The following is an 18,547-nucleotide window of genomic DNA, read 5'->3' as shown; positions in this document are numbered from 1 at the left end:
CCATGCCGTTGCACCGTTCCCTTCAAGCCACCGCGACGGCCCCACCGAACGCCCGCTCGTCGATCGCCTCGGCGAGCGTCGCGAACGCGGTCGCGATCTCGTCCTCCGGCACGCACGCATAGCCGAGCAGCAACCCCGATGCCGCGCGCTCGCGATCCGCGTAGTAGCCGGACAGCGGCCGCACGACGATGTTGCGTTCGAGCGCGGCCTGCGCGACCGCGCGGTCGTCGACGCCTTCCGGCAGTTGCGTGACCAGGTGCAGCCCCGCGTCGCTGCCGAGCGCTTGCAGCGTGTCGCCGTAGCGGCGCGCAACCGCATCGAGCAGCACTTCTCGGCGCTGCCCGTACAACGTGCGCATCTTGCGGATATGCGACACGAAGTGCCCTTCCGCGATGAATTCCGCGAGCACGGCCTGCTGCAGCAGCTGCCCTTCGCGGTACAGCTCGGCACTCGCGGTCGCGAAGCTTTCCGCGAGCGGCTCCGGCGCGACGAGATAGCCGACCCGCAGCCCCGGGAACAGCGTCTTGCCGAAACTGCCGACGTAAATCACCTGCCCGGCCGTATCGAGGCCCTGCAGCGACGCGAGCGGCCGGCTGCCATAGCGGAATTCGCTGTCGTAGTCGTCCTCGATGATCCAGCAGCCGTGCTGGCGCGCGTATTCGAGCAGCATCCGGCGCCGCGCGAGGCTCATCACCATCCCGAGCGGATACTGGTGCGACGGCGTGACGAGCATCAGCTTCGGCGGTTCGGCGAGATCGGCGGCCGACGGCGCGATGCCTTCGTCGTCGACCGGAATCGGCCGCGTGGTCAGCCCCGACACGTTCAGCACGCTGCGCACGCCCCAGTAGCACGGGTCTTCGGTCCAGATCGCGTCGCCCGGATCGGTCAAGAGCCGCACCGCGAGATCGATAGACTGGTGGATGCCGGTCGTGATCACGATCTGCTCGGGCGTGCAGCGCACCGAGCGCGACGTGCGCAGGTAGTCGGCCAGCGACTCGCGCAGCAGCGCGAGCCCGCCGCCCGGCGCGTAGGTCAGCAGGTCGGGGCGCAGGCGCCGCCAGTACTTGTTGTGCAGCCGCGTCCACACGCGCGCCGGAAATCGCGACACATCGGGCACGCCCGGCATGAACGCGCCGCCCTGGCGCTTCGACACGCCGGCGCCTTCGACGAGCCGCGTGCCGCGCGCGGACAGCCGCCGGGCGGACGGCGTCACGACGGCCGGGCCGGCCGCCGCGTCGGGCGGTGCACCGACGATCTCGTCCGGCGCGCTGTCGGCGACGAACGTGCCGCGGCCGGTCGCCGAGTTCACGTAGCCTTCGAGTGCAAGCTGTTCGTAAACTTGCGTGACCGTGTTGCGCGCGATCCCGAGTTCGGCGGCCAGCAGCCGCGACGACGGCACGCGCGTGCCGGCCGGCAGTTCGCGCGACAGGATCGCCTGTTGCAGCAGCCGGTGAAGCTGCCGGTAGATCGGCTGTTCGCCGCCGCGCACGAGGCGCTGCGCCAGCCAGTCCGACAGCACGCTCGCGCGCATGATTGGCTCCTGAATATTTATTGAAATGGCTCTGATTGCCAGAGCCAAATGTGATTATAGTCGCCTCCATGGGCTGCCAAGGCGCCCGATTTCTACCCACCGGAAAGAACATCAAGGAGATGACCGTGAAGAATGCCGACCTGCAGGCCCGCAAGAACGCCGCCACCCCGCGCGGCGTCGGCGTGATGTGCGATTTCTACGCAGCCCGCGCCGAGAACGCGGAACTGTGGGATGTCGAAGGCCGCCGCTTCATCGATTTCGCCGCCGGCATCGCGGTGCTGAACACGGGCCACCGCCACCCGAAGATCGTCAAGGCGATCGCGGATCAACTGAACAACTTCACGCACACCGCTTACCAGATCGTCCCGTACGCGTCGTACGTCGAGCTGGCCGAGAAGATCAACGACCGCGCGCCGGGCGACTTCCCGAAGAAGACCGCGTTCTTCACGACCGGCGCCGAAGCCGTCGAGAACGCGATCAAGATCGCGCGTGCAGCGACCGGCCGTCCGGGCGTCATCGCGTTCTCGGGCGGCTTCCACGGCCGCACGATGATGGGCATGGCGCTGACCGGCAAGGTCGCCCCGTACAAGCTGAACTTCGGCCCGTTCCCGGGCGACGTGTTCCACGCCCCGTACCCGAACGCACTGCACGGCGTGACGACGGCCGACTCGATCAAGGCGATCGAGATGCTGTTCAAGGCCGACATCGATCCGAAGCGCGTCGCCGCGATCATCTTCGAACCGGTCCAGGGCGAAGGCGGTTTCTACGCGGCACCGGCCGAATTCGTGCGCGCGCTGCGCAAGATCTGTAACGAACACGGCATCCTGCTGATCGCCGACGAAGTCCAGACGGGCTTCGCGCGTACCGGCAAGCTGTTCGCGATGCAGCACTACGACGTGCTGGCCGACCTGATCACGATGGCGAAGAGCCTCGCGGGCGGGATGCCGCTGTCGGGCGTCGTCGGCCGTGCGGACGTGATGGACGCGGCAGCGCCCGGCGGCCTCGGCGGCACCTACGCGGGCAACCCGCTGGCCGTCGCGTCGGCGCACGCGGTGCTCGAGATCATCGACGAAGAGAAGCTGTGCGACCGCGCGACGCAACTCGGCGACGCGCTGAAGGCGAAGCTGAATGCGCTGCAGGCTGACGTGCCGCAGATCGCCGACGTGCGCGGCCCGGGCGCGATGATCGCGGTCGAGTTCCTGAAGCCCGGTTCGGGCGAGCCGGATGCCGAGTTCACGAAGCGCGTGCAGACGCGTGCGCTCGAGCGCGGCCTGCTGCTGCTCGTGTGCGGCGTGTACTCGAACGTCGTGCGCTTCCTGTTCCCGCTGACGATCCCGCAGGCCGTGTTCGACGAAGCGCTCGTGATCCTCGAGGAAGTGCTGAAGGAAACGGTCGGCGTGCCGGCCTGAGTTCCCGCCCACTTCAACTGAATGCGCCGCCGCCGTCGTGAAGACGGCGGCGGCCGTTTTCTTCCGCCCTTATCCGTCCTTTTCAAAGCAGGCGATTCATATGAGCACCGTTCAGGAAACCCTGGCACTGAAAGATCCGTCGCTGTTCCGCCAGCAGGCGTACGTCAACGGCGAATGGCAAGGCGCAACGAACGGCGAGACGTTCGAAGTCCGCAACCCGGCGACGGGCGGCCTGCTCGGCACCGTGCCGGCGATGGGCACGGCCGAGACGCGTCACGCGATCGACGCCGCGAACGCCGCCTGGCCGGCGTGGCGCAAGAAGACCGCGAAGGAACGCGCGGTCATCCTGCGCAAGTGGCACGACCTGATGATGGAAAACGCCGACGACCTCGCGCTGATCCTGACCACCGAGCAAGGCAAGTCGCTGGCCGAGGCGAAGGGCGAGATCGGCTATGCGGCGTCGTTCCTCGAGTGGTTCGCGGAAGAAGGCAAGCGCGTGTACGGCGACACGATCCCGACGCCGGCGAGCGACAAGCGCATCGTCGTGACGAAGGAAGCGATCGGCGTGTGCGCGGCGATCACGCCGTGGAACTTCCCGGCGGCGATGATCACGCGCAAGGTCGGCCCGGCGCTCGCCGCCGGCTGCCCGATCGTCGTGAAGCCGGCCGAGGCCACGCCGTTCTCCGCGCTCGCGATGGCCGTGCTGGCCGAGCGCGCGGGCGTGCCGGCCGGCGTGTTCAGCGTCGTCACGGGCGATCCGAAGGCGATCGGCGGCGAGCTGACGTCGAACCCGATCGTGCGCAAGCTGTCGTTCACGGGCTCGACGCCGGTCGGCCGCCTGCTGATGGCGCAATGCGCGGCGACGGTCAAGAAGGTGTCGCTGGAGCTCGGCGGCAACGCGCCGTTCATCGTGTTCGACGACGCCGACCTCGATGCGGCCGTGCAGGGCGCGATTGCGTCGAAGTACCGCAACAGCGGCCAGACGTGCGTGTGCACGAACCGCTTCTACGTGCATGAAGCCGTGTACGACCAGTTCGCGCAGAAGCTCGCGGCAGCCGTCGGCCAGCTGAAGGTCGGCCGCGGCACCGAGCCGGGCGTCACGCAGGGTCCGCTGATCAACGAGGCGGCCGTGCTGAAGGTCGAGGCGCACATCGAGGACGCGCTCGCGAAGGGCGCGACCGTCGTGACGGGCGGCAAGCGCCACGCGCTCGGCCACGGCTTCTTCGAGCCGACCGTGCTGACGGGCGTCACGCCGGCGATGAAGGTCGCAAAGGAAGAGACGTTCGGGCCGCTCGCGCCGCTGTTCAAGTTCAGCAGCGACGAAGAAGTGATCGGCCTCGCGAACGACACCGAGTTCGGCCTGGCCGCGTACTTCTTCAGCCGCGACATCGGCCGTGTGTGGAAGGTGGCGGAAGCGCTCGAATACGGGATGGTCGGCGTGAACACGGGCCTGATCTCGAACGAAGTCGCGCCGTTCGGCGGCGTCAAGCAGTCGGGCCTCGGCCGCGAAGGCTCGCACTACGGCATCGACGACTACGTCGTGATCAAGTACCTCTGCCTGGCCGTCTGACGGTTCAGGGCCTGCCGCTTCGGCGACAGGCCCTGACCGCCCGGCCGGAACCGGGCGGTCCGACGCGGGCCGGCATCCCTCTCCGTCGTGCCCGCGTCACCTCTCTCCTCGCTCATCACCGAAACACGTTCACCGCATCCACGAGCCGCGTCGCCTGCTGCTTCAGGCTTTCCGACGCCGCCGTGCTCTGCTCGACCAGCGCCGCGTTCTGCTGCGTGATGTTGTCCAGATGCACGACCGCCTGGTCGACCTGCGCGACACCCGTGCTCTGCTCGGCCGTCGACGAGCTGATCTCCGCGATCAGATCCGACACGCGCTTCACCTGCGTGACAATGTCCTCCATCGTCTTGCCCGCGCCATCGACGATCCGCGCGCCCGACTCGACCCGCTCGACGCTCGCGCCGATCAGCGTCTTGATCTCCTTCGCCGCGTTCGCACTGCGCTGCGCGAGCGCGCGCACCTCGCCGGCGACCACCGCGAAACCGCGCCCCTGCTCGCCCGCACGCGCGGCCTCGACCGCCGCGTTCAGCGCGAGGATGTTGGTCTGGAACGCGATGCCGTCGATCACGCCGATGATGTCCGCGATCCTGCGCGAGCTGTCGGTGATGTCGTTCATCGTCGCGACGACCTCGCTCACCGCCTGCCCGCCACGCTCGGCTGCATCGCTCGCGGAAACCGACAACTGATTCGCCTGCAGCGCCGTCTCCGCATTGCTCGACACCGTCGCCGTCATCTCGGCCATCGAGGCGGCCGTTTCCTGCACGCTCGACGCGGCCTGCTCGGTGCGCGCGCTCAGGTCGTTGTTGCCCTGCGCGATCTCGTTGCTCGCGCGTTGCACGTTGTGCACCTGCTCGCTGACATCGTCGACGAGCCAGCGGAACATCAGCCCGAGCTGGTTGATCGTGCGCAGCGTCATGCCGATCTCGTCGATGCGGTTCATCCGCACGCCGCGCCGGCTTTCACCGGTCGCGACATTCAGCGCCTGTTCGTGCAGCCGCTTCAACGGTTGCACGATCTGCGCGTCGAGCCACCAGCCGGCCGCGGCCGCCACGCCGACCGTCACGCCGGCAAACGCCGCGAGCCCGCCGCCGGACAACCCGCATGCCCACCCCGCGCCGACGACGGCCGGCGCCAGCACGCACAGCGCCGAATGCACGCGTGCGCGCACCGACATCGTCTGCGGCAGCGACGCGACGCGCAGCAGCCCGGTACGAATCACGAGCCCCTTGTGGAACCGGCGCTGGCCGGCCTTGCCTTCGCGAAACGCGCGATACAGCGCATCGGCGGCCTTGGTTTCATCGCTCGGCGCCTTCGTGCGCACCGACATGTAGCCCTGCGGCTCACCGTTGCGCATCACCGGAATCGCGTTCGCACGCACCCAGTAGTGGTCGCCGTTCTTGCGGCGGTTCTTCACGAGCGCGGTCCACGGCTCGCCGCGCTTGAGCGTCGCCCACATGTCGGCGAACGCCTCGCGCGGCATGTCGGGGTGGCGCACGGCATTGTGCGGCTGGCCGACGAGCTCCTCGTTCGAGAAACCGCTCACCTGCGCAAACGTCGTGTTCGCGTAGGTGATCGTGCTGTCGGCATCGGTCGTCGACATCAGCGTGACGTCGTCGGGAAAATCGAATTCCTGTTGGGTAACGGGCTGGTTATTGCGCATGCAAGGCTCCGAAAGGCGGATCTGTTGTCCGCGCCGCGCTGAAAATCACGCTCAGTAGCCGAAAAACGGTTGATCGCTTTACGACACTCTCGTCCTTACTGTCGGCAATTCATCGCAAAACCTTAATCCTGTCGCGCACAAAATATGCAATCCGGCCATTACCATGATTTCGATCAAGTATTCCGGCGATAATCGCCGCGCGCGTTCATCCGCCTGCCACAACGCGCCGCCCGGAGCGCCAATGCCGGCAGCCGTTGCGCGCGGCGAAACGATTTGGCCTATCCTGCTCCATTCCACCGGAATTCAAATTCGATGAAAAAGGCATTGCACGAACTGAATCGGCTGTCCTGGAATACGGCGACGGTCGCGCATAACAGCCATAAAGGCGATCAGGCCGCGTTTTTCCGCAATGGCGGCTCGACGCTGTTTCCCGAAGAACGCGAATTGCTCGGCGAGCTCGGGGGCCTGCGGCTCCTGCACCTGCAATGCAACGCGGGACAGGACACGCTGAGCCTCGTGCGCGACGGCGCGGACGCAACCGGCGTCGACATCTCCGACGAAGCGATCGGCTTCGCGCGGCAACTGTCGGCCGACGCGGGCCTGCCCGCGCGCTTCGAGCGCGCCGACGTGCTCGACTGGATGCCCGAGGCCGCCGCGCGCGGCGAGCGCTTCGATCGCGTGTTCACGTCGTACGGCGCGATCTGCTGGCTGTCGGACCTGAGCGCATGGGCGCGCGGCATCGCCGCGCTGCTCGCGCCGGGCGGCCGCTTCGCGATGGTCGAGTTCCATCCGTTCTCGCTGTATTTCGACGAACACTGGCAGCCGCGCTACGACTACTTCAACGGCGACGCGACCGAGGAGCCCGCGGGCGTCGGCGATTACGTGGCGGCATCCGGCACGGGGCTCGGCGCGCAGCACGACCACCCGGGTGTCGTCGATTTCTCGAACCCGCATCCGAGCTACGAGTTCATGTGGGGCATCGGCGACGTGGTGAATGCGCTCGTGTCGGCCGGGCTCGCGATCGACCGCCTGACCGAATATCCGTACTCAAACGGCTGGAAGGGCTTCGACGGCATGCGCGAACTGGAAGGCCGCCGGATGGTGCCGCCCGACGGCATGCCGCGCCTGCCGCTGATGTACGGGATCGCCGCGCACCGGGTGGCCGCATGATGCGCCGCACCGCCGCCGAGCGCGACGCGCTGTCCACCCGCCTCCTTGCGCGCGACGACGTGCCGCTCGTGTGGACCATCGACCGGCGCGAGATCATCGAGCACCTGTACGTGCTGCGCGACGGTACGCTGCACCTCGTGCCCGAGTTCTACGACGTTGCCGGCTGGCCCGACGGCGAAGCCGATCACTACACGCCGATCCTGCTCGACTGCCACGATCGCGGCGGCTGGTTCCTCGGCAGGTTCGACGGCGCGAGGCTCGTCGCGGCGGTCGTCGTCGACAGCCGGCCGCTCGGCCCGCAACGCGACATGCTGCAGTTGAAGTTCCTGCACGTGAGCCACGACTGGCGCGGCTGCGGGCTCGGCGAGCAGCTCTATCGCGCGGCCCGGGTGCAGGCACGTGCGATGGGTGCCGAGCGCCTGTACGTGTCGGCCACGCCGTCGCAGCGCACGATCGACTTCTACCTGCGGCTCGGCTTCACCGTCAGCGCTTCGCCCGACCCCGAGCTTTACGCGCTCGAGCCCGAGGATCTTCATCTGGAAGGGCCGGCGGCCTGACGGTCCGGCGCGCGGATGAAGCGCGCCTCAGGCGACTGTCGCAGGCCGGCTAACGACAATGGGCGGCACGAGCAATCTCGTGCCGCCCATCGTGGCGGAAACAGCGCAGCGACGAAGCGGCGCGTATCCGGCCGCTTCACCCCATCGCGCCGATCAGACGCGTTCGATCGCGATCGCGATGCCCTGGCCGACGCCGATGCACATCGTGCACAGCGCGAAGCGGCCATTCGTGCGATGCAGCTGGTACATCGCGGTCGTCACGAGGCGCGCACCCGATGCGCCGAGCGGATGGCCCAGCGCGATCGCGCCGCCGTTCGGGTTCACGCGGGGATCGTCGTCGGCGACGCCCAGCATGCGCAGCACCGCGAGGCCCTGCGACGCGAACGCCTCGTTCAGCTCGATCACGTCGAACTGGTCGATCGTCATCCCGAGCCGAGCGAGCAGCTTCTGCGTGGCCGGTGCGGGGCCGATGCCCATCACGCGCGGCGCGACGCCGGCCGTTGCGATGCCGAGCACGCGTGCACGCGGCGTCAGGCCGAAGCGCTTCGCGGTTGCTTCGTTCGCGAGCAGCAGCGCGGCGGCGCCGTCGTTGACGCCCGACGCGTTGCCGGCCGTCACCGAGCCGTCCGGGCGCACGACGCCCTTCAGCTTCGCGAGCGTCTCGAGCGACGTTTCACGCGGATGCTCGTCGCGCGACACGACCACCGGATCGCCCTTCTTCTGGGCAATCGTGACCGACACGATTTCCTCGGCGAGCGTGCCGTCCTGCTGCGCGCGCGCGGCCTTCTGCTGGCTGCGCAGCGCGAACAGGTCCTGGTCCGCGCGGCTGATGTTGTAGTCGACCGCGACGTTCTCGGCGGTTTCCGGCATCGAGTCGACACCGTGCAGCTGTTTCATCAGCGGATTGACGAAGCGCCAGCCGATCGTCGTGTCGTAGATGTCGGCCTGGCGCGCGAACGCGCTGGCGGCCTTGCCCATCACGAACGGCGCGCGCGTCATGCTCTCGACGCCGCCCGCGACCATCAGCGCAGCTTCGCCCGACTTGATCGCGCGTGCGGCCACGCCGACCGCGTCCATCCCGGAACCGCACAGGCGGTTGATCGTCGAACCCGGCACGCCTTGCGGCAGGCCCGCGAGCAGCGCCGACATGCGCGCGACGTTGCGGTTGTCCTCGCCGGCCTGGTTCGCGCAGCCGTAGATCACGTCGTCGACCGCCGTCCAGTCGACATCGCGGTTGCGCTCGACGAGCGCCTTGAGCGGCACCGCGCCCAGGTCGTCGGCGCGCACGCCGGACAGCGCACCGCCGTAACGCCCGATCGGCGTACGGATCGCATCACACAGAAAAGCTTCGGTCATCAGTGTCTCCGGTCCCATGAAGGCTGGGAAATGAACAGGGCGCGCCCCTTGCATTGCCCGCCGGGATGCGCTTAAATGTTCTATATACGAACATAAGATCGTGTATCGAACGTTCAACGCATCATAGGGAGTGCAGGGACGACCTGTCAAGCGCGCGGTCCGCCGCGCGGTTGGCGTGTCAGGCCCCATGCGCTATCTTCTCGGCTGCACGATATTCCAGGCGCTCATGACAACCGAAGACACTCAGACTAAACCCGGCGACTCCTATGTGCAGTCGTTCGCGCGCGGCCTCGCGGTGATCCGCGCATTCGACGCGGCCCGCCCCGAGCAGACGCTCACCGAAGTCGCGTCGGCCACCGGGCTCACGCGCGCGGGCGCGCGCCGGATCCTGCTCACGCTGCAGACGCTCGGCTACGTCGAGGCAGACGGCCGGCTGTTCCGGCTCACGCCGAAGATCCTCGAGCTCGGCTTCGCGTACCTGACCTCGATGCCGTTCTGGAATCTCGCCGACCCGGTGATGGAGCAGTTGTCCGCCCAGATCCACGAAAGCTGCTCGGCCGCGGTGCTCGACCGTACCGAGATCGTCTACGTGCTGCGCGTACCGACCCGCAAGATCATGACGATCAACCTGTCGATCGGCAGCCGGCTGCCCGCGTACTGCACGTCGATGGGCCGCGTGCTGCTGTCCGCGCTCGACGACGCGGCACTCGACGAAACGCTCGCGCAAAGCGCCATCCGCGCGCATACACAGCGCACGATCACGGATCTCGGCGAGCTGAAGGCAACGATCGCGCAAGTACGCCAGCAGGGCTGGGCCGTGGTCGACCAGGAACTCGAGGTGGGCCTGATGTCGCTGTCCGCGCCGATCCGCAACCGGCGCGGGCAGATCATCGCGGCGATGAACATCAGCGGCAATGCGCAGCGGCATACCGCGAAGCAGATGGTGAAGGAGTTTCTCGGGCCGTTGCAGCAGGCCGCGCAGACGGTGTCGGAGCTGGTGGCGCGGCGCGGTTGAGCGCCTTGCCGATTGTCGTACCGGCCGCACGACGATTCGCCAATAAAAAAAAGCGGGCAGCCTGGGCCGCCCGCTCAAACTCTGACTTCATTGCAACGTTCGTCTCACGGAACACGGAGCACACTCCGCGCCACACAATTTAGTGACGCGCGGAAAGCCGGTCAATCTGACGAGAACGAAATTGCGCCCGGCTCGTAGGACACCGCGCCGCTCACGCGCCGAGCAGCATCCCCGTGCGCACCGGCACCGTGCCCGTCACGCGGCCGAGCGGCGCGCCGGCCGTCACGAAGCGGATGGCGCGGCGCATGTAGAACACGCCGTCGGTCGCGCTCGAGATCGTCGTGATCGCGTCCGTCAGCGGATCGACGATGTCGAACAGCGGGTCGCCCGCACGGATCGTCGCGCCGATCGCCGCGCGGTGCACGAGGATTCCGCTCACCGGCGCGTAGAACTGCTCGCTGCCCGCCAGCGGCGTGGCCGGTGCGGCCAGCGGCGGCAGCGGCGTGCGCTCGCCCTGCACCGCGCCGCGCCAGACGAGGTAGTCGACGAGCGCGTCGGCATCGCGTTCGGCATATTCATACGTCACGTCGCGCTGGCCGCGGCACTCGACCGTCACGGCCACGGTGCCGGCCGCCATCGGCGTGCCATCCGGCAAATGCTGGCGCAACTGCGCCCACAGCAGGTGATGGGCATCATCGAACGCATGCCCGCCCGAATCCTCCGCGAGCAGCGACACCTCCGCACCGAGATAGCGCGCGAGCGGTTCGATCTCGGGCCACGCCGTGTCGCTCGTGTACACGTGCATCACCGCTTCGAGCGAGCAATGCAGGTCGATCACGACTTCCGCGTCATGCGACAGCTTCAGCAGCGCGAGCTGCAGCGCGTCGAATTCGGTGCGCGGCTCGATGGCGTCGAGCGTCGCACCGACGCATTCGCGCACGATCGCGCGATTGCGTTCGCCGTCGGCGCCGAGCCGGTCGCGCGCACGCGCGGCGATCTCCGCGAGCGGCAGGAAGCCGCGATTGAAGTTGCGGCCGCTCGCCAGGTCGAAGCGGCCGATGAACTGTCCGAGCAGATGATGATTGAGGCCGACCGGGTTCGACACCGGCACGAGCACGATCTCGGCCGCGAGCCGGCCTTCGGCGTCGAGCTGTGCGAGACGCTGCTTCAGCACGAACGCCGCGAGCATCGCGGGCGTCTCGTCCGCGTGCAGCGCGGCCTGCAGGTAGATCTTGCGGCCGGTATCGGCCGGCCCGAAATGAAAGCTCGTCAGCGTGCGCTGCGTGCCGATCGACGGCGACAGGAGCGGCGTGGTGCGAATCTGCATCGATGGTCTCGAACGGATGAAATCAGGGAAGCGGGTGAAACGGCGAGGTGGCGCGGCGCTCAGTCGCCGTACGGGTTGAAGTCGAAATACTTCTTCGCGATCCGGTCGTACGTGCCGTCCTTCAGCATCGATGCGATCGCGCCGTCGATCGACGCCTTCAGCGCCGTATCGGATTGCCGCATGCCGATGCCGACACCGCGATCGCCCATGTCGAGCGGTGCGCCGACGAACGCGAAGCCCTTGCCGCGCGGCTGGCGCAGGAACCCGTAGTCGGCTTCCACCGTGCCGAGCAGCGCCGCGTCGAGGCGGCCGTTGACGAGATCGGCGAACACGTCGTCCTGGCTCTTGTACGGCACGACGCTCACGCCGGCCGTCGCCCAGTGCGCGAGCGCCCACGATTCGAACTGCGTGCCCGACTGCACACCGACGCGCTTGCCGGCCAGCGGCGCCGTCGTGCTGCCGAGCCCGAGGTCGGGCCGCGCGACGAGCCGCGACTTGAAGCGGAACAGTTTCGACGAGAACAGGATCTGCTTCTCGCGCTTCTCCGTGATCGCCATCGACGACAGGATCGCGTCGATCTTGCGCGCCTGCAGCGCCGGAATCATCCCGGAGAATTCGAGTTCGACCCACTGGCAGCGCAACTGCGCGCGGCGGCAGATCTCGTTGCCGAGATCGACGTCGAAGCCCTTCAGGCTGCCGTCGGGCGCCTTCGCGTCCATCGGCGGATAGGTCGGGTCGATGCCGAGCCGCACGACGTGCGTGTCGAGCGCGGACGCGGATGCGGTAGCCAGGCCGAGGCACAGGGAAACGAGCGGGACGAGGAAACGTTTCATGGTCGACGGAGGGTGGAAAGAGACGCAAACGGCATGAGCCGGACTGCCTGCGATCGTAGGCGTCACGGCCCGTCGCCGGAACCATCGACTGCCTTATCATGATCGGTATTTCCGATCACCGGCCTCGCCGCTCGCTCATGGCGTTCACGCTGTCCCAGCTCCGAATCTTCCAGGCCGTCGTCGAGCACGGCAGCCTGCGCGCCGCCGCACGCGCGCTCGATCTCGCGCAAAGCGGCGTCACGCAGCAGTTGCAGAGCCTCGAGGCGACGCTTGGCGCGACGCTGTTCACGCGCACCAATCGCGGGATCGTGCCGACGGCCGTCGGCCAGCGGCTGCTCGCGCGCTCCGGTTCGATCCTCGGCGAATGCGAGCAGGTAGAGCGGGAGATCCGTCAGTTGAGCGGCGCGTACGAAGGCACCGTCACGCTCGGCCTCGTCGCCGAGCCGCTGATCGACGCGTTCGCGCCCGTGCTGACCGCGTTCCGCGCGCGCTTCGACAAGGTCGACGTGCACCTGCGCACCGGCACGTCGCGGATGATGATCGGCTGGCTGCGCGAAAGCGCGGTGGATTTCGCGATCGCGCTGGTCGCGAAGCAGACCGACACGACCGATCTCGCGGTCACGCCGCTGCGCGCGTCGGCGCCGGTGGTCGTCTGTCGCCACGGGCATCCGGCGATGCACGCGCAATCGCTCGCGGAGCTGGCCGGTTACGGATGGGTGTCCACGCGCTCGCCGAACCTCAGCGCCGACCCGGTCGTCAACCGGTTGCTCGCGTACTTCGACGCGCATGGCCAGCCGCCGCCGAAGATTCTCGCCACCGTCGAAGGGATGTTCGAAACGCTGCAGATCGTCACGCAGACCGATTCGCTCGCGCTCGAAACCGAAGCCATCACGCAGCATGGGCCGTTCGCCGGTGCGCTCGTGAAGGTGCCCGTGCGCGAGCAGGCGGAGTCGCAGGACATTTGCCTGCTGCAGCGTGCGGCCGTGCCGCTGACGCCGGCCGCGCAGGAACTCGCGACGATGCTCGCGTCGTACCTGAGGATGGTGCGCGGGCGGTAAGCGCACGAGGGTGCGCCGCCGCCCGCGTCGCGCGTCAGTCCAGTGACTCCTGGGCCGTCTCGCGCAGCATCGCGACCGCGATCAGCGACAGCACCACGCACGCGGCCACGTAGCCGGCCGGCGCGAGCTTGCTGCCGGTCGTCTTCACGAGCCAGGTCGCGATCAGCTGCGCGGTGCCGCCGAAGATCGTCACCGCGAGCGCATAAGCGATCGAGATGCCGGTCGCCCGCACGTGACGCGGCAGCGACTCGCACATCAGCGCCATTTCCGACGCCGAGCCGAGCGAATAGAACAGCAGCATTAGCGCGGTCAGCGGCAGGATCACCGACAGCGTCGGGTGATGGTTCATCAGCCAGAACGCCGGGAACAGCAGCAGAACCAGCACGCCGCGGCCGATGAAGATCGGCAGGCGCCGGCTGCCGAGCGTGTCCGACAGCCAGCCGAACAGCGGGCACGTGACCAGCATCACGCAGCCCGACGCGACGCCGACGAACATCGACAGCTTCATCGGCAGCCCGAGCGTGTGGATCGCGTAAGTCGGCATGTAGAACGTCAGGATGTAGGTCGACACCGTGCCGCCCATCACCGTGAGCATCAGCAGCACCACGGTGCGCGTGTGCTTCGAGAACAGCTCGTGCAGCACGCCGCGCTCGATCCCGTGATGGCGGTCGCCGGGCGCGTCGTCCGCGAGCCGGCGGCGCAAGTACATGCCGACCGGCGCGATCAGCACGCCGACGAGGAACGGCAGCCGCCAGCCCCAGCCTTCCAGCGCGTCCTTCGTCATCGTGTTCGACAGCAGCGCCGCGAAGCCCGAGCCCATCAGCGCGGCGCCGCCCTGCGTCGCCAGTTGCCAGCTCGCGCGGAACGCGCGCCGCGACGTGCCGCCCTGTTCGAGCAGCGTCGTCGTCGCCGCGCCGAATTCGCCGCCCTGCGAGAAGCCCTGCAGCAGCCGCGCGAACACGACGAGCAGCGGTGCGGCCACGCCGACCTGCGCATAGGTCGGCGCGATCGCGATCAGGCCCGTGCCGAGCGCCATCAGCATGATCGTCAGGTTCAGTGCGGCCTTGCGTCCCTTGCGGTCCGCATAGACGCCGAGCACGACGCTGCCGAGCGGCCGCGTGAAGAAGCCGGCCGCGAACGTCGCGACCGACAACAGCAGCGACGTTGTCGCGTCGCTCGACGGGAAGAACAGCTTGCCGATCAGCACTGCGAAGAAGCCGTACACGGTGAAATCGAAGAATTCCAGCCAGTTGCCGATCACGGCCGCGGCGATCGCGCCGCGCCGCGTGACGGCAGGCGCGGCAGGCACGCCGGCTGCGGCGGCGCCCGTCGACGCGGGGTGCAGCGCGAGATGGTCTTTCTGCATATTTGTCGTCTCCACTCAATGCGGCCGGAAGCGCCGGCCGCGCGCCGCCGTTGCGATCACCGACCGAGGTAGCGCTCGACGAGGCGCGTCCAGAATGCCGCGCCGATCGGCAGGTTGCGATCGTTGAAGTCGTATTTCGGGTTGTGCACCATGCAGCCGTCCTCGCCTTCGCCGTTGCCGAGCCGCACGAACGAACCCGGCCGCTTCTGCAGCATGAACGCGAAATCCTCGCTGCCCATCAGCAGGTCGGTCTGCTCGACCACGTGCGCATCGCCGACGAGTTCGCGTGCGACCTGCGCCGCGAAATCCGTTTCGGCATCCGTATTGACGACGACGGGATAGCCTTCGATGTACTCGACGTTCGCGGTCGCGCCGTAGCTCGCGGCCTGCGTCTCGGCCAGCTCGGTGATACGGCGCTTGAGCAGCGCGCGCACTTCCGGGCTGAACGAACGCACGCTGAGGTCGAGGCGCGCGCCGTTCGGAATCACGTTGTTCGCGGTGCCCGCGTGCATCGAGCCGACCGTGACGACCGCCGGCTGCGACGGGTCGACGTTGCGCGCGACGATCGTCTGCAGCGCCATCACGATGCTCGCGGCGACGACGACCGGATCGACCGTCAGGTGCGGCCGCGCCGCGTGGCCGCCGACGCCTTCGATCGTGATGATCGCCTTGTCGCCGGCCGACATGAACGGGCCGCGCCGCGTGAGAAACACGCCGGGCGCCGCGCCCGGATGGTTGTGCATGCCGAACACGGCGTCGCACGGGAAGCGTTCGAAGAGGCCGTCGTCGATCATCTTTTTCGCGCCGCTGTCGACGCCGTGCTCTTCAGCCGGCTGGAAATACAGGTGCACAGTGCCGGAGAAGTTGCGCGTCTTCGCGAGATGCTGCGCGGCGCCGAGCAGCATCGTCGTGTGGCCGTCGTGGCCGCACGCGTGCATCTTGCCGTGCGTACCGCTCGCATACGGCAGGCCGGTCGCCTCGACGATCGGCAGCGCGTCCATGTCGGCGCGGATGCCGATGCTGCGCGCGCCGTCGCCCACGCGCAGCGTGCCGACGACACCCGTCTTGCCGACCCCGCGCGTCACCTGCCAGCCCCATTGCTCGAGCTTGTCCGCGACGAGCGCGGCCGTATCGTGCTCTTCGTAGGCGAGTTCGGGATGGTGATGGATGTGGTGACGGATCTCGCGCAGCCCGCCGGCGGCGGGCATCAGATCCTCGACTTCGGTGAAGCGGGTATCGGTGGTCATCAAAGGGGCTCCTGCCGTTCGTCTGCGCACGCCGGGGAGGCGTGCGGGAAAGCGAGCCACTATATCCAGCCGATATCGGTTCAATAAGATGCTGAATTTTTCACCATGATAAGAATTTTTAATCAGGGTTAGTACGGATGCCTCGGTTTGGCCGTGCAGCTTTCGATCTATGCAAATCCGTACAACTTCGCCGGGTTCGTGACGAATATCCGTTGCTGCCAGTCCGGACGCCCGATCCAGCCGGCGATCACGTCCAGCAGGCTTGCGTCGTCCGGCTTGTCCGTCTTCTGCGTCGGGTGCGGCCAGTCGGTGCCCCAGAGCATGCGCTCCGGCGCCATCTCGATCAGCGCCTTCGCGACCGGTGCGACGTCGTCATAGGCAGGCGCGCCCGTCTTGCTGTCGACGTACGGCCCCGACAACGTGATCCACGTATGGCCCTTTTCGACGAGGCGTTGCGCAGTCCGAAACGCGGCCGACGACAGCCCGCCGGGCTGCGGCACATGCGCGATATGGTCGATCACGAGCGGACAAGGCAGCACCGCAAGATGACGCTCCAGCTCCGGCAGCCGCGCGCCCTGCACCACCAGCTCGATGTGCCACCCGAGGTTCGCGATGCGCGCGGCGAGCGGCGAGCGGCGAGCGGCGCCAGCATGTCGAGCGTCGTCGCGCCCGGATAGCTGAGGTTGAACCGGATCGCACGGATGCCGCCACGATCGAGCACCCGAAGTTCGTCGTCGCTCACGGTACCGTCGACGACCGCGACGCCGCGCGCGCCGTCGCCGAACTGCGCGAGCGCCGCCAGCGTGCAGCGATTGTCCGTTCCGTACGTCGACGGCGTCACGACCACATTGCGTTTCACACCGATACGCGCCTGCACGCTCCGGTATTGCGCGACGGTCGCATTCGGCGGGCGCAGCGTCGTGCCCGGCGCGACCGGGAACCGGTCGTCGTAGATGTGCATGTGACAGTCGATCGCGCCCTCGGGCAGCCGGAACGCCGGGCGCTCGATGCCGCTCGACCACGTTTCGTCGGCAGCGGCCGGCCTCGGCAATGCAGCCGAAGCCAGTGTCGCGCCGGCGATCCGGAGGAACCTGCGTCTCGCGATGCACGCCATGATCAGATGGTCCCCGTCTTGCCGACCAGCTTGCCGGACGCGTGATTGCGCGTGAGCAGCAACAGCGTCGCGACGCTCACGAGCGTGAGGATCGCGAGCGGCATCAACGCGAGCGCGTAGCTGCCCGTCGCCGCCTTCACCCAACCGTACACGTTCACCATCAGCCCGCCGCCGAGCAGGTTCGCGATTGCATTGACCGTCGCGAGCCCGGCCGCCACGGTGCTGTTGGACAGCATGTCGGTCGCGAGCGCCCAGAACGGCCCCTTGAACGAATACGCGCCGACCAGCACCGCGCAGAGCATGCAGACCGTCGGCAGCAGCGAGCCGCTCAGCGACGTCGCAAACAGGCCCACGCCGATCAGCAGCATCGGTACGACCGTGTGCCAGCGCCGTTCGCCGACGCGGTCCGAGCGCCGGCCCCAGTAAACCATCAGGACGGAGGCCACCGCGTACGGCACCGAATTCAGCAGGCCGGTCTCCATGACGGTCAGGCCGAACGACTTGAGCAACTGCGGCTGCCACACGGACAGCGTGCTGCCTGCCGCGGAAGCACACGTGTCGACGAGTGCGAGGCACAGCACGTAGCGGTTGCGGAACAGCTGCGTGAGCGGCAGCGACGGCACCTTCTTGCGTGTCTTATGGCCGGCCGCGAGCGCGCTCGAGAGCCACGCGCGCTCGTCGTCGTCGAGCCACCGCGCGTGTTCCGGCTTGTTCGTCAGCATGAACAGGCACGCGATGCCGAGCAGCACGGTCGGAATGCCTTCGAGGATGAACAGCCAGTGCCATCCGCGCAGGCCCCAGACGCCGTCCATCTGCAGCAGCAGCGCGGAGATCGGCGAGCCGATGAAGCTCGCGGCCGGAATCGCGACCATGAACGTCGCGACGATCCGCGCACGGTACTGCGCGGGAATCCAGTACGACAGATAAAGCAGCACGCCCGGGAAGAAGCCGGCCTCGGCGGCGCCCAGCAGGAAGCGCAGCACGTAGAACGTCGTCGCGTTGTGCACGAGCGCGGTCGCCGCCGACACGATGCCCCACGTGATCATGATCCGGGCGATCCAGATCCGCGCGCCGTATTTCTGCAGCGCGAGGTTGCTCGGTACTTCGAAAAAGAAGTACGAAATGAAGAACAGGCTGCTGCCGAAGCCGAAGACCGTCGCCGACATCCCGAGGTCGTGGTTCATCTGCAGCGACGCCATCCCCACGTTGCCCCGGTCGATGAAGGCAAGCAGGTAGCAGATCATCAAAAAGGGAATGAGTCGCCAGACGACCTTTCGTATGGTCCGGCGCTCGACCGCGGACGCTTCCATGGAACCGGCTTGCATGTTGTCTCC

14 protein-coding genes and 1 pseudogene are annotated in these 18,547 nt (G+C 67.8%); 6 read left to right on the top strand and 9 right to left on the bottom strand.

Going from position 1 to position 18,547, the window contains the following annotated elements:
- Nucleotides 1-22: 22 nt before the first annotated feature.
- The gene (gene pdxR, locus AC5LXX_RS17805; protein WP_322081734.1) at nt 23-1,531 is read right to left on the bottom strand and encodes a MocR-like pyridoxine biosynthesis transcription factor PdxR; all 1,509 of its coding nucleotides are present in this window, start codon (nt 1,529-1,531) and stop codon (nt 23-25) included.
- A gap of 119 nt (nt 1,532-1,650) precedes the next feature.
- On the opposite strand from pdxR, the gene AC5LXX_RS17800 reads away from it, so the two are divergent.
- Both AC5LXX_RS17800 and gabD read left to right on the top strand, forming a co-directional pair.
- Entirely contained in the window at nt 1,651-2,940 is a 1,290-nt protein-coding gene (locus AC5LXX_RS17800; RefSeq protein WP_493412480.1) for a 4-aminobutyrate--2-oxoglutarate transaminase, read from the top strand.
- 100 nt (nt 2,941-3,040) lie between these two features.
- Nucleotides 3,041-4,510 carry an NADP-dependent succinate-semialdehyde dehydrogenase gene (gabD, locus tag AC5LXX_RS17795; RefSeq protein ID WP_059240892.1) on the top strand — a complete coding sequence of 490 codons (1,470 nt, stop codon included), beginning with the start codon at nt 3,041-3,043 and terminating at the stop codon, nt 4,508-4,510.
- Nucleotides 4,511-4,625: 115 nt separating this feature from the next.
- On the opposite strand, the gene AC5LXX_RS17790 is transcribed toward gabD, so the two are convergent.
- On the bottom strand, nt 4,626-6,170 hold the full coding sequence (locus AC5LXX_RS17790) for a methyl-accepting chemotaxis protein (protein ID WP_493412479.1): 1,545 nt from the start codon (nt 6,168-6,170) through the stop codon (nt 4,626-4,628).
- A 312-nt stretch (nt 6,171-6,482) separates the two neighbouring features.
- Between AC5LXX_RS17790 and AC5LXX_RS17785 the strand changes: the two genes are divergently transcribed.
- Nucleotides 6,483-7,340 (top strand): class I SAM-dependent methyltransferase, encoded by an 858-nt coding sequence (locus tag AC5LXX_RS17785; protein WP_493412478.1) that lies wholly within the window; start codon nt 6,483-6,485, stop codon nt 7,338-7,340.
- The gene (locus AC5LXX_RS17780) at nt 7,337-7,897 is read left to right on the top strand and encodes a GNAT family N-acetyltransferase (RefSeq protein ID WP_493412477.1); all 561 of its coding nucleotides are present in this window, start codon (nt 7,337-7,339) and stop codon (nt 7,895-7,897) included. The genes AC5LXX_RS17785 and AC5LXX_RS17780 overlap by 4 nt, the downstream gene beginning before the upstream one ends.
- A 153-nt stretch (nt 7,898-8,050) precedes the next feature.
- Here AC5LXX_RS17780 and pcaF read toward each other — a convergent pair whose 3' ends face one another.
- Nucleotides 8,051-9,253, bottom strand: a complete 1,203-nt coding sequence (pcaF, locus tag AC5LXX_RS17775; RefSeq protein WP_493412476.1) for a 3-oxoadipyl-CoA thiolase — start codon at nt 9,251-9,253, stop codon at nt 8,051-8,053.
- A 226-nt stretch (nt 9,254-9,479) separates the two neighbouring features.
- Between pcaF and AC5LXX_RS17770 the strand changes: the two genes are divergently transcribed.
- Nucleotides 9,480-10,268: an IclR family transcriptional regulator gene (locus tag AC5LXX_RS17770; protein ID WP_124455524.1), complete on the top strand. Its 789-nt coding sequence runs from the start codon at nt 9,480-9,482 to the stop codon at nt 10,266-10,268.
- Between the two features lie 211 nt (nt 10,269-10,479).
- Here the strand turns inward: AC5LXX_RS17770 and AC5LXX_RS17765 are convergent, their stop codons facing one another.
- Both AC5LXX_RS17765 and AC5LXX_RS17760 read right to left on the bottom strand, forming a co-directional pair.
- Nucleotides 10,480-11,595, bottom strand: a complete 1,116-nt coding sequence (locus AC5LXX_RS17765) for a succinylglutamate desuccinylase/aspartoacylase family protein (RefSeq protein WP_493412475.1) — start codon at nt 11,593-11,595, stop codon at nt 10,480-10,482.
- Nucleotides 11,596-11,654: 59 nt separating this feature from the next.
- Complete coding sequence (locus tag AC5LXX_RS17760) at nt 11,655-12,428, bottom strand: transporter substrate-binding domain-containing protein (RefSeq protein WP_493412474.1); 774 nt, start codon at nt 12,426-12,428, stop codon at nt 11,655-11,657.
- A 137-nt stretch (nt 12,429-12,565) separates the two neighbouring features.
- On the opposite strand from AC5LXX_RS17760, the gene AC5LXX_RS17755 reads away from it, so the two are divergent.
- Nucleotides 12,566-13,486, top strand: a complete 921-nt coding sequence (locus tag AC5LXX_RS17755) for a LysR family transcriptional regulator (protein ID WP_493413455.1) — start codon at nt 12,566-12,568, stop codon at nt 13,484-13,486.
- Nucleotides 13,487-13,520: 34 nt separating this feature from the next.
- Here the strand turns inward: AC5LXX_RS17755 and AC5LXX_RS17750 are convergent, their stop codons facing one another.
- The 4 genes and pseudogenes from AC5LXX_RS17750 to AC5LXX_RS17735 all read right to left on the bottom strand — a co-directional run bounded on the left by AC5LXX_RS17750 (nt 13,521) and on the right by AC5LXX_RS17735 (nt 18,538).
- A complete protein-coding gene (locus AC5LXX_RS17750) occupies nt 13,521-14,852 on the bottom strand; it encodes an MFS transporter (protein ID WP_493412473.1) in 1,332 nt (443 codons plus the stop codon).
- Between the two features lie 56 nt (nt 14,853-14,908).
- Entirely contained in the window at nt 14,909-16,099 is a 1,191-nt protein-coding gene (locus AC5LXX_RS17745; protein WP_493412472.1) for a M20 aminoacylase family protein, read from the bottom strand.
- A 167-nt stretch (nt 16,100-16,266) separates the two neighbouring features.
- Nucleotides 16,267-17,060: pseudogene (locus AC5LXX_RS17740) on the bottom strand (amidohydrolase family protein).
- Nucleotides 17,061-17,215: 155 nt separating this feature from the next.
- Nucleotides 17,216-18,538 (bottom strand): MFS transporter, encoded by a 1,323-nt coding sequence (locus AC5LXX_RS17735; RefSeq protein WP_493412471.1) that lies wholly within the window; start codon nt 18,536-18,538, stop codon nt 17,216-17,218.
- Between the last annotated feature and the right edge of the window lie 9 nt (nt 18,539-18,547).

The sequence above is a fragment of the Burkholderia torrens genome, assembly GCF_984668525.1.
Note: the sequence above shows the minus strand (reverse complement) of the source record. Positions and strands in the feature narration are given on the sequence as shown.

Coding starts and splice junctions, on each gene's coding strand:
- pdxR (WP_322081734.1), bottom strand. CDS start 1,531: ATGCGCGCGAGCGTGCTGTCGGACTGGCTGGCGCAGCGCCTCGTGCGC.
- AC5LXX_RS17800 (WP_493412480.1), top strand. CDS start 1,651: ATGACCGTGAAGAATGCCGACCTGCAGGCCCGCAAGAACGCCGCCACC.
- gabD (WP_059240892.1), top strand. CDS start 3,041: ATGAGCACCGTTCAGGAAACCCTGGCACTGAAAGATCCGTCGCTGTTC.
- AC5LXX_RS17790 (WP_493412479.1), bottom strand. CDS start 6,170: ATGCGCAATAACCAGCCCGTTACCCAACAGGAATTCGATTTTCCCGAC.
- AC5LXX_RS17785 (WP_493412478.1), top strand. CDS start 6,483: ATGAAAAAGGCATTGCACGAACTGAATCGGCTGTCCTGGAATACGGCG.
- AC5LXX_RS17780 (WP_493412477.1), top strand. CDS start 7,337: ATGATGCGCCGCACCGCCGCCGAGCGCGACGCGCTGTCCACCCGCCTC.
- pcaF (WP_493412476.1), bottom strand. CDS start 9,253: ATGACCGAAGCTTTTCTGTGTGATGCGATCCGTACGCCGATCGGGCGT.
- AC5LXX_RS17770 (WP_124455524.1), top strand. CDS start 9,480: ATGACAACCGAAGACACTCAGACTAAACCCGGCGACTCCTATGTGCAG.
- AC5LXX_RS17765 (WP_493412475.1), bottom strand. CDS start 11,595: ATGCAGATTCGCACCACGCCGCTCCTGTCGCCGTCGATCGGCACGCAG.
- AC5LXX_RS17760 (WP_493412474.1), bottom strand. CDS start 12,428: ATGAAACGTTTCCTCGTCCCGCTCGTTTCCCTGTGCCTCGGCCTGGCT.
- AC5LXX_RS17755 (WP_493413455.1), top strand. CDS start 12,566: ATGGCGTTCACGCTGTCCCAGCTCCGAATCTTCCAGGCCGTCGTCGAG.
- AC5LXX_RS17750 (WP_493412473.1), bottom strand. CDS start 14,852: ATGCAGAAAGACCATCTCGCGCTGCACCCCGCGTCGACGGGCGCCGCC.
- AC5LXX_RS17745 (WP_493412472.1), bottom strand. CDS start 16,099: ATGACCACCGATACCCGCTTCACCGAAGTCGAGGATCTGATGCCCGCC.
- AC5LXX_RS17735 (WP_493412471.1), bottom strand. CDS start 18,538: ATGCAAGCCGGTTCCATGGAAGCGTCCGCGGTCGAGCGCCGGACCATA.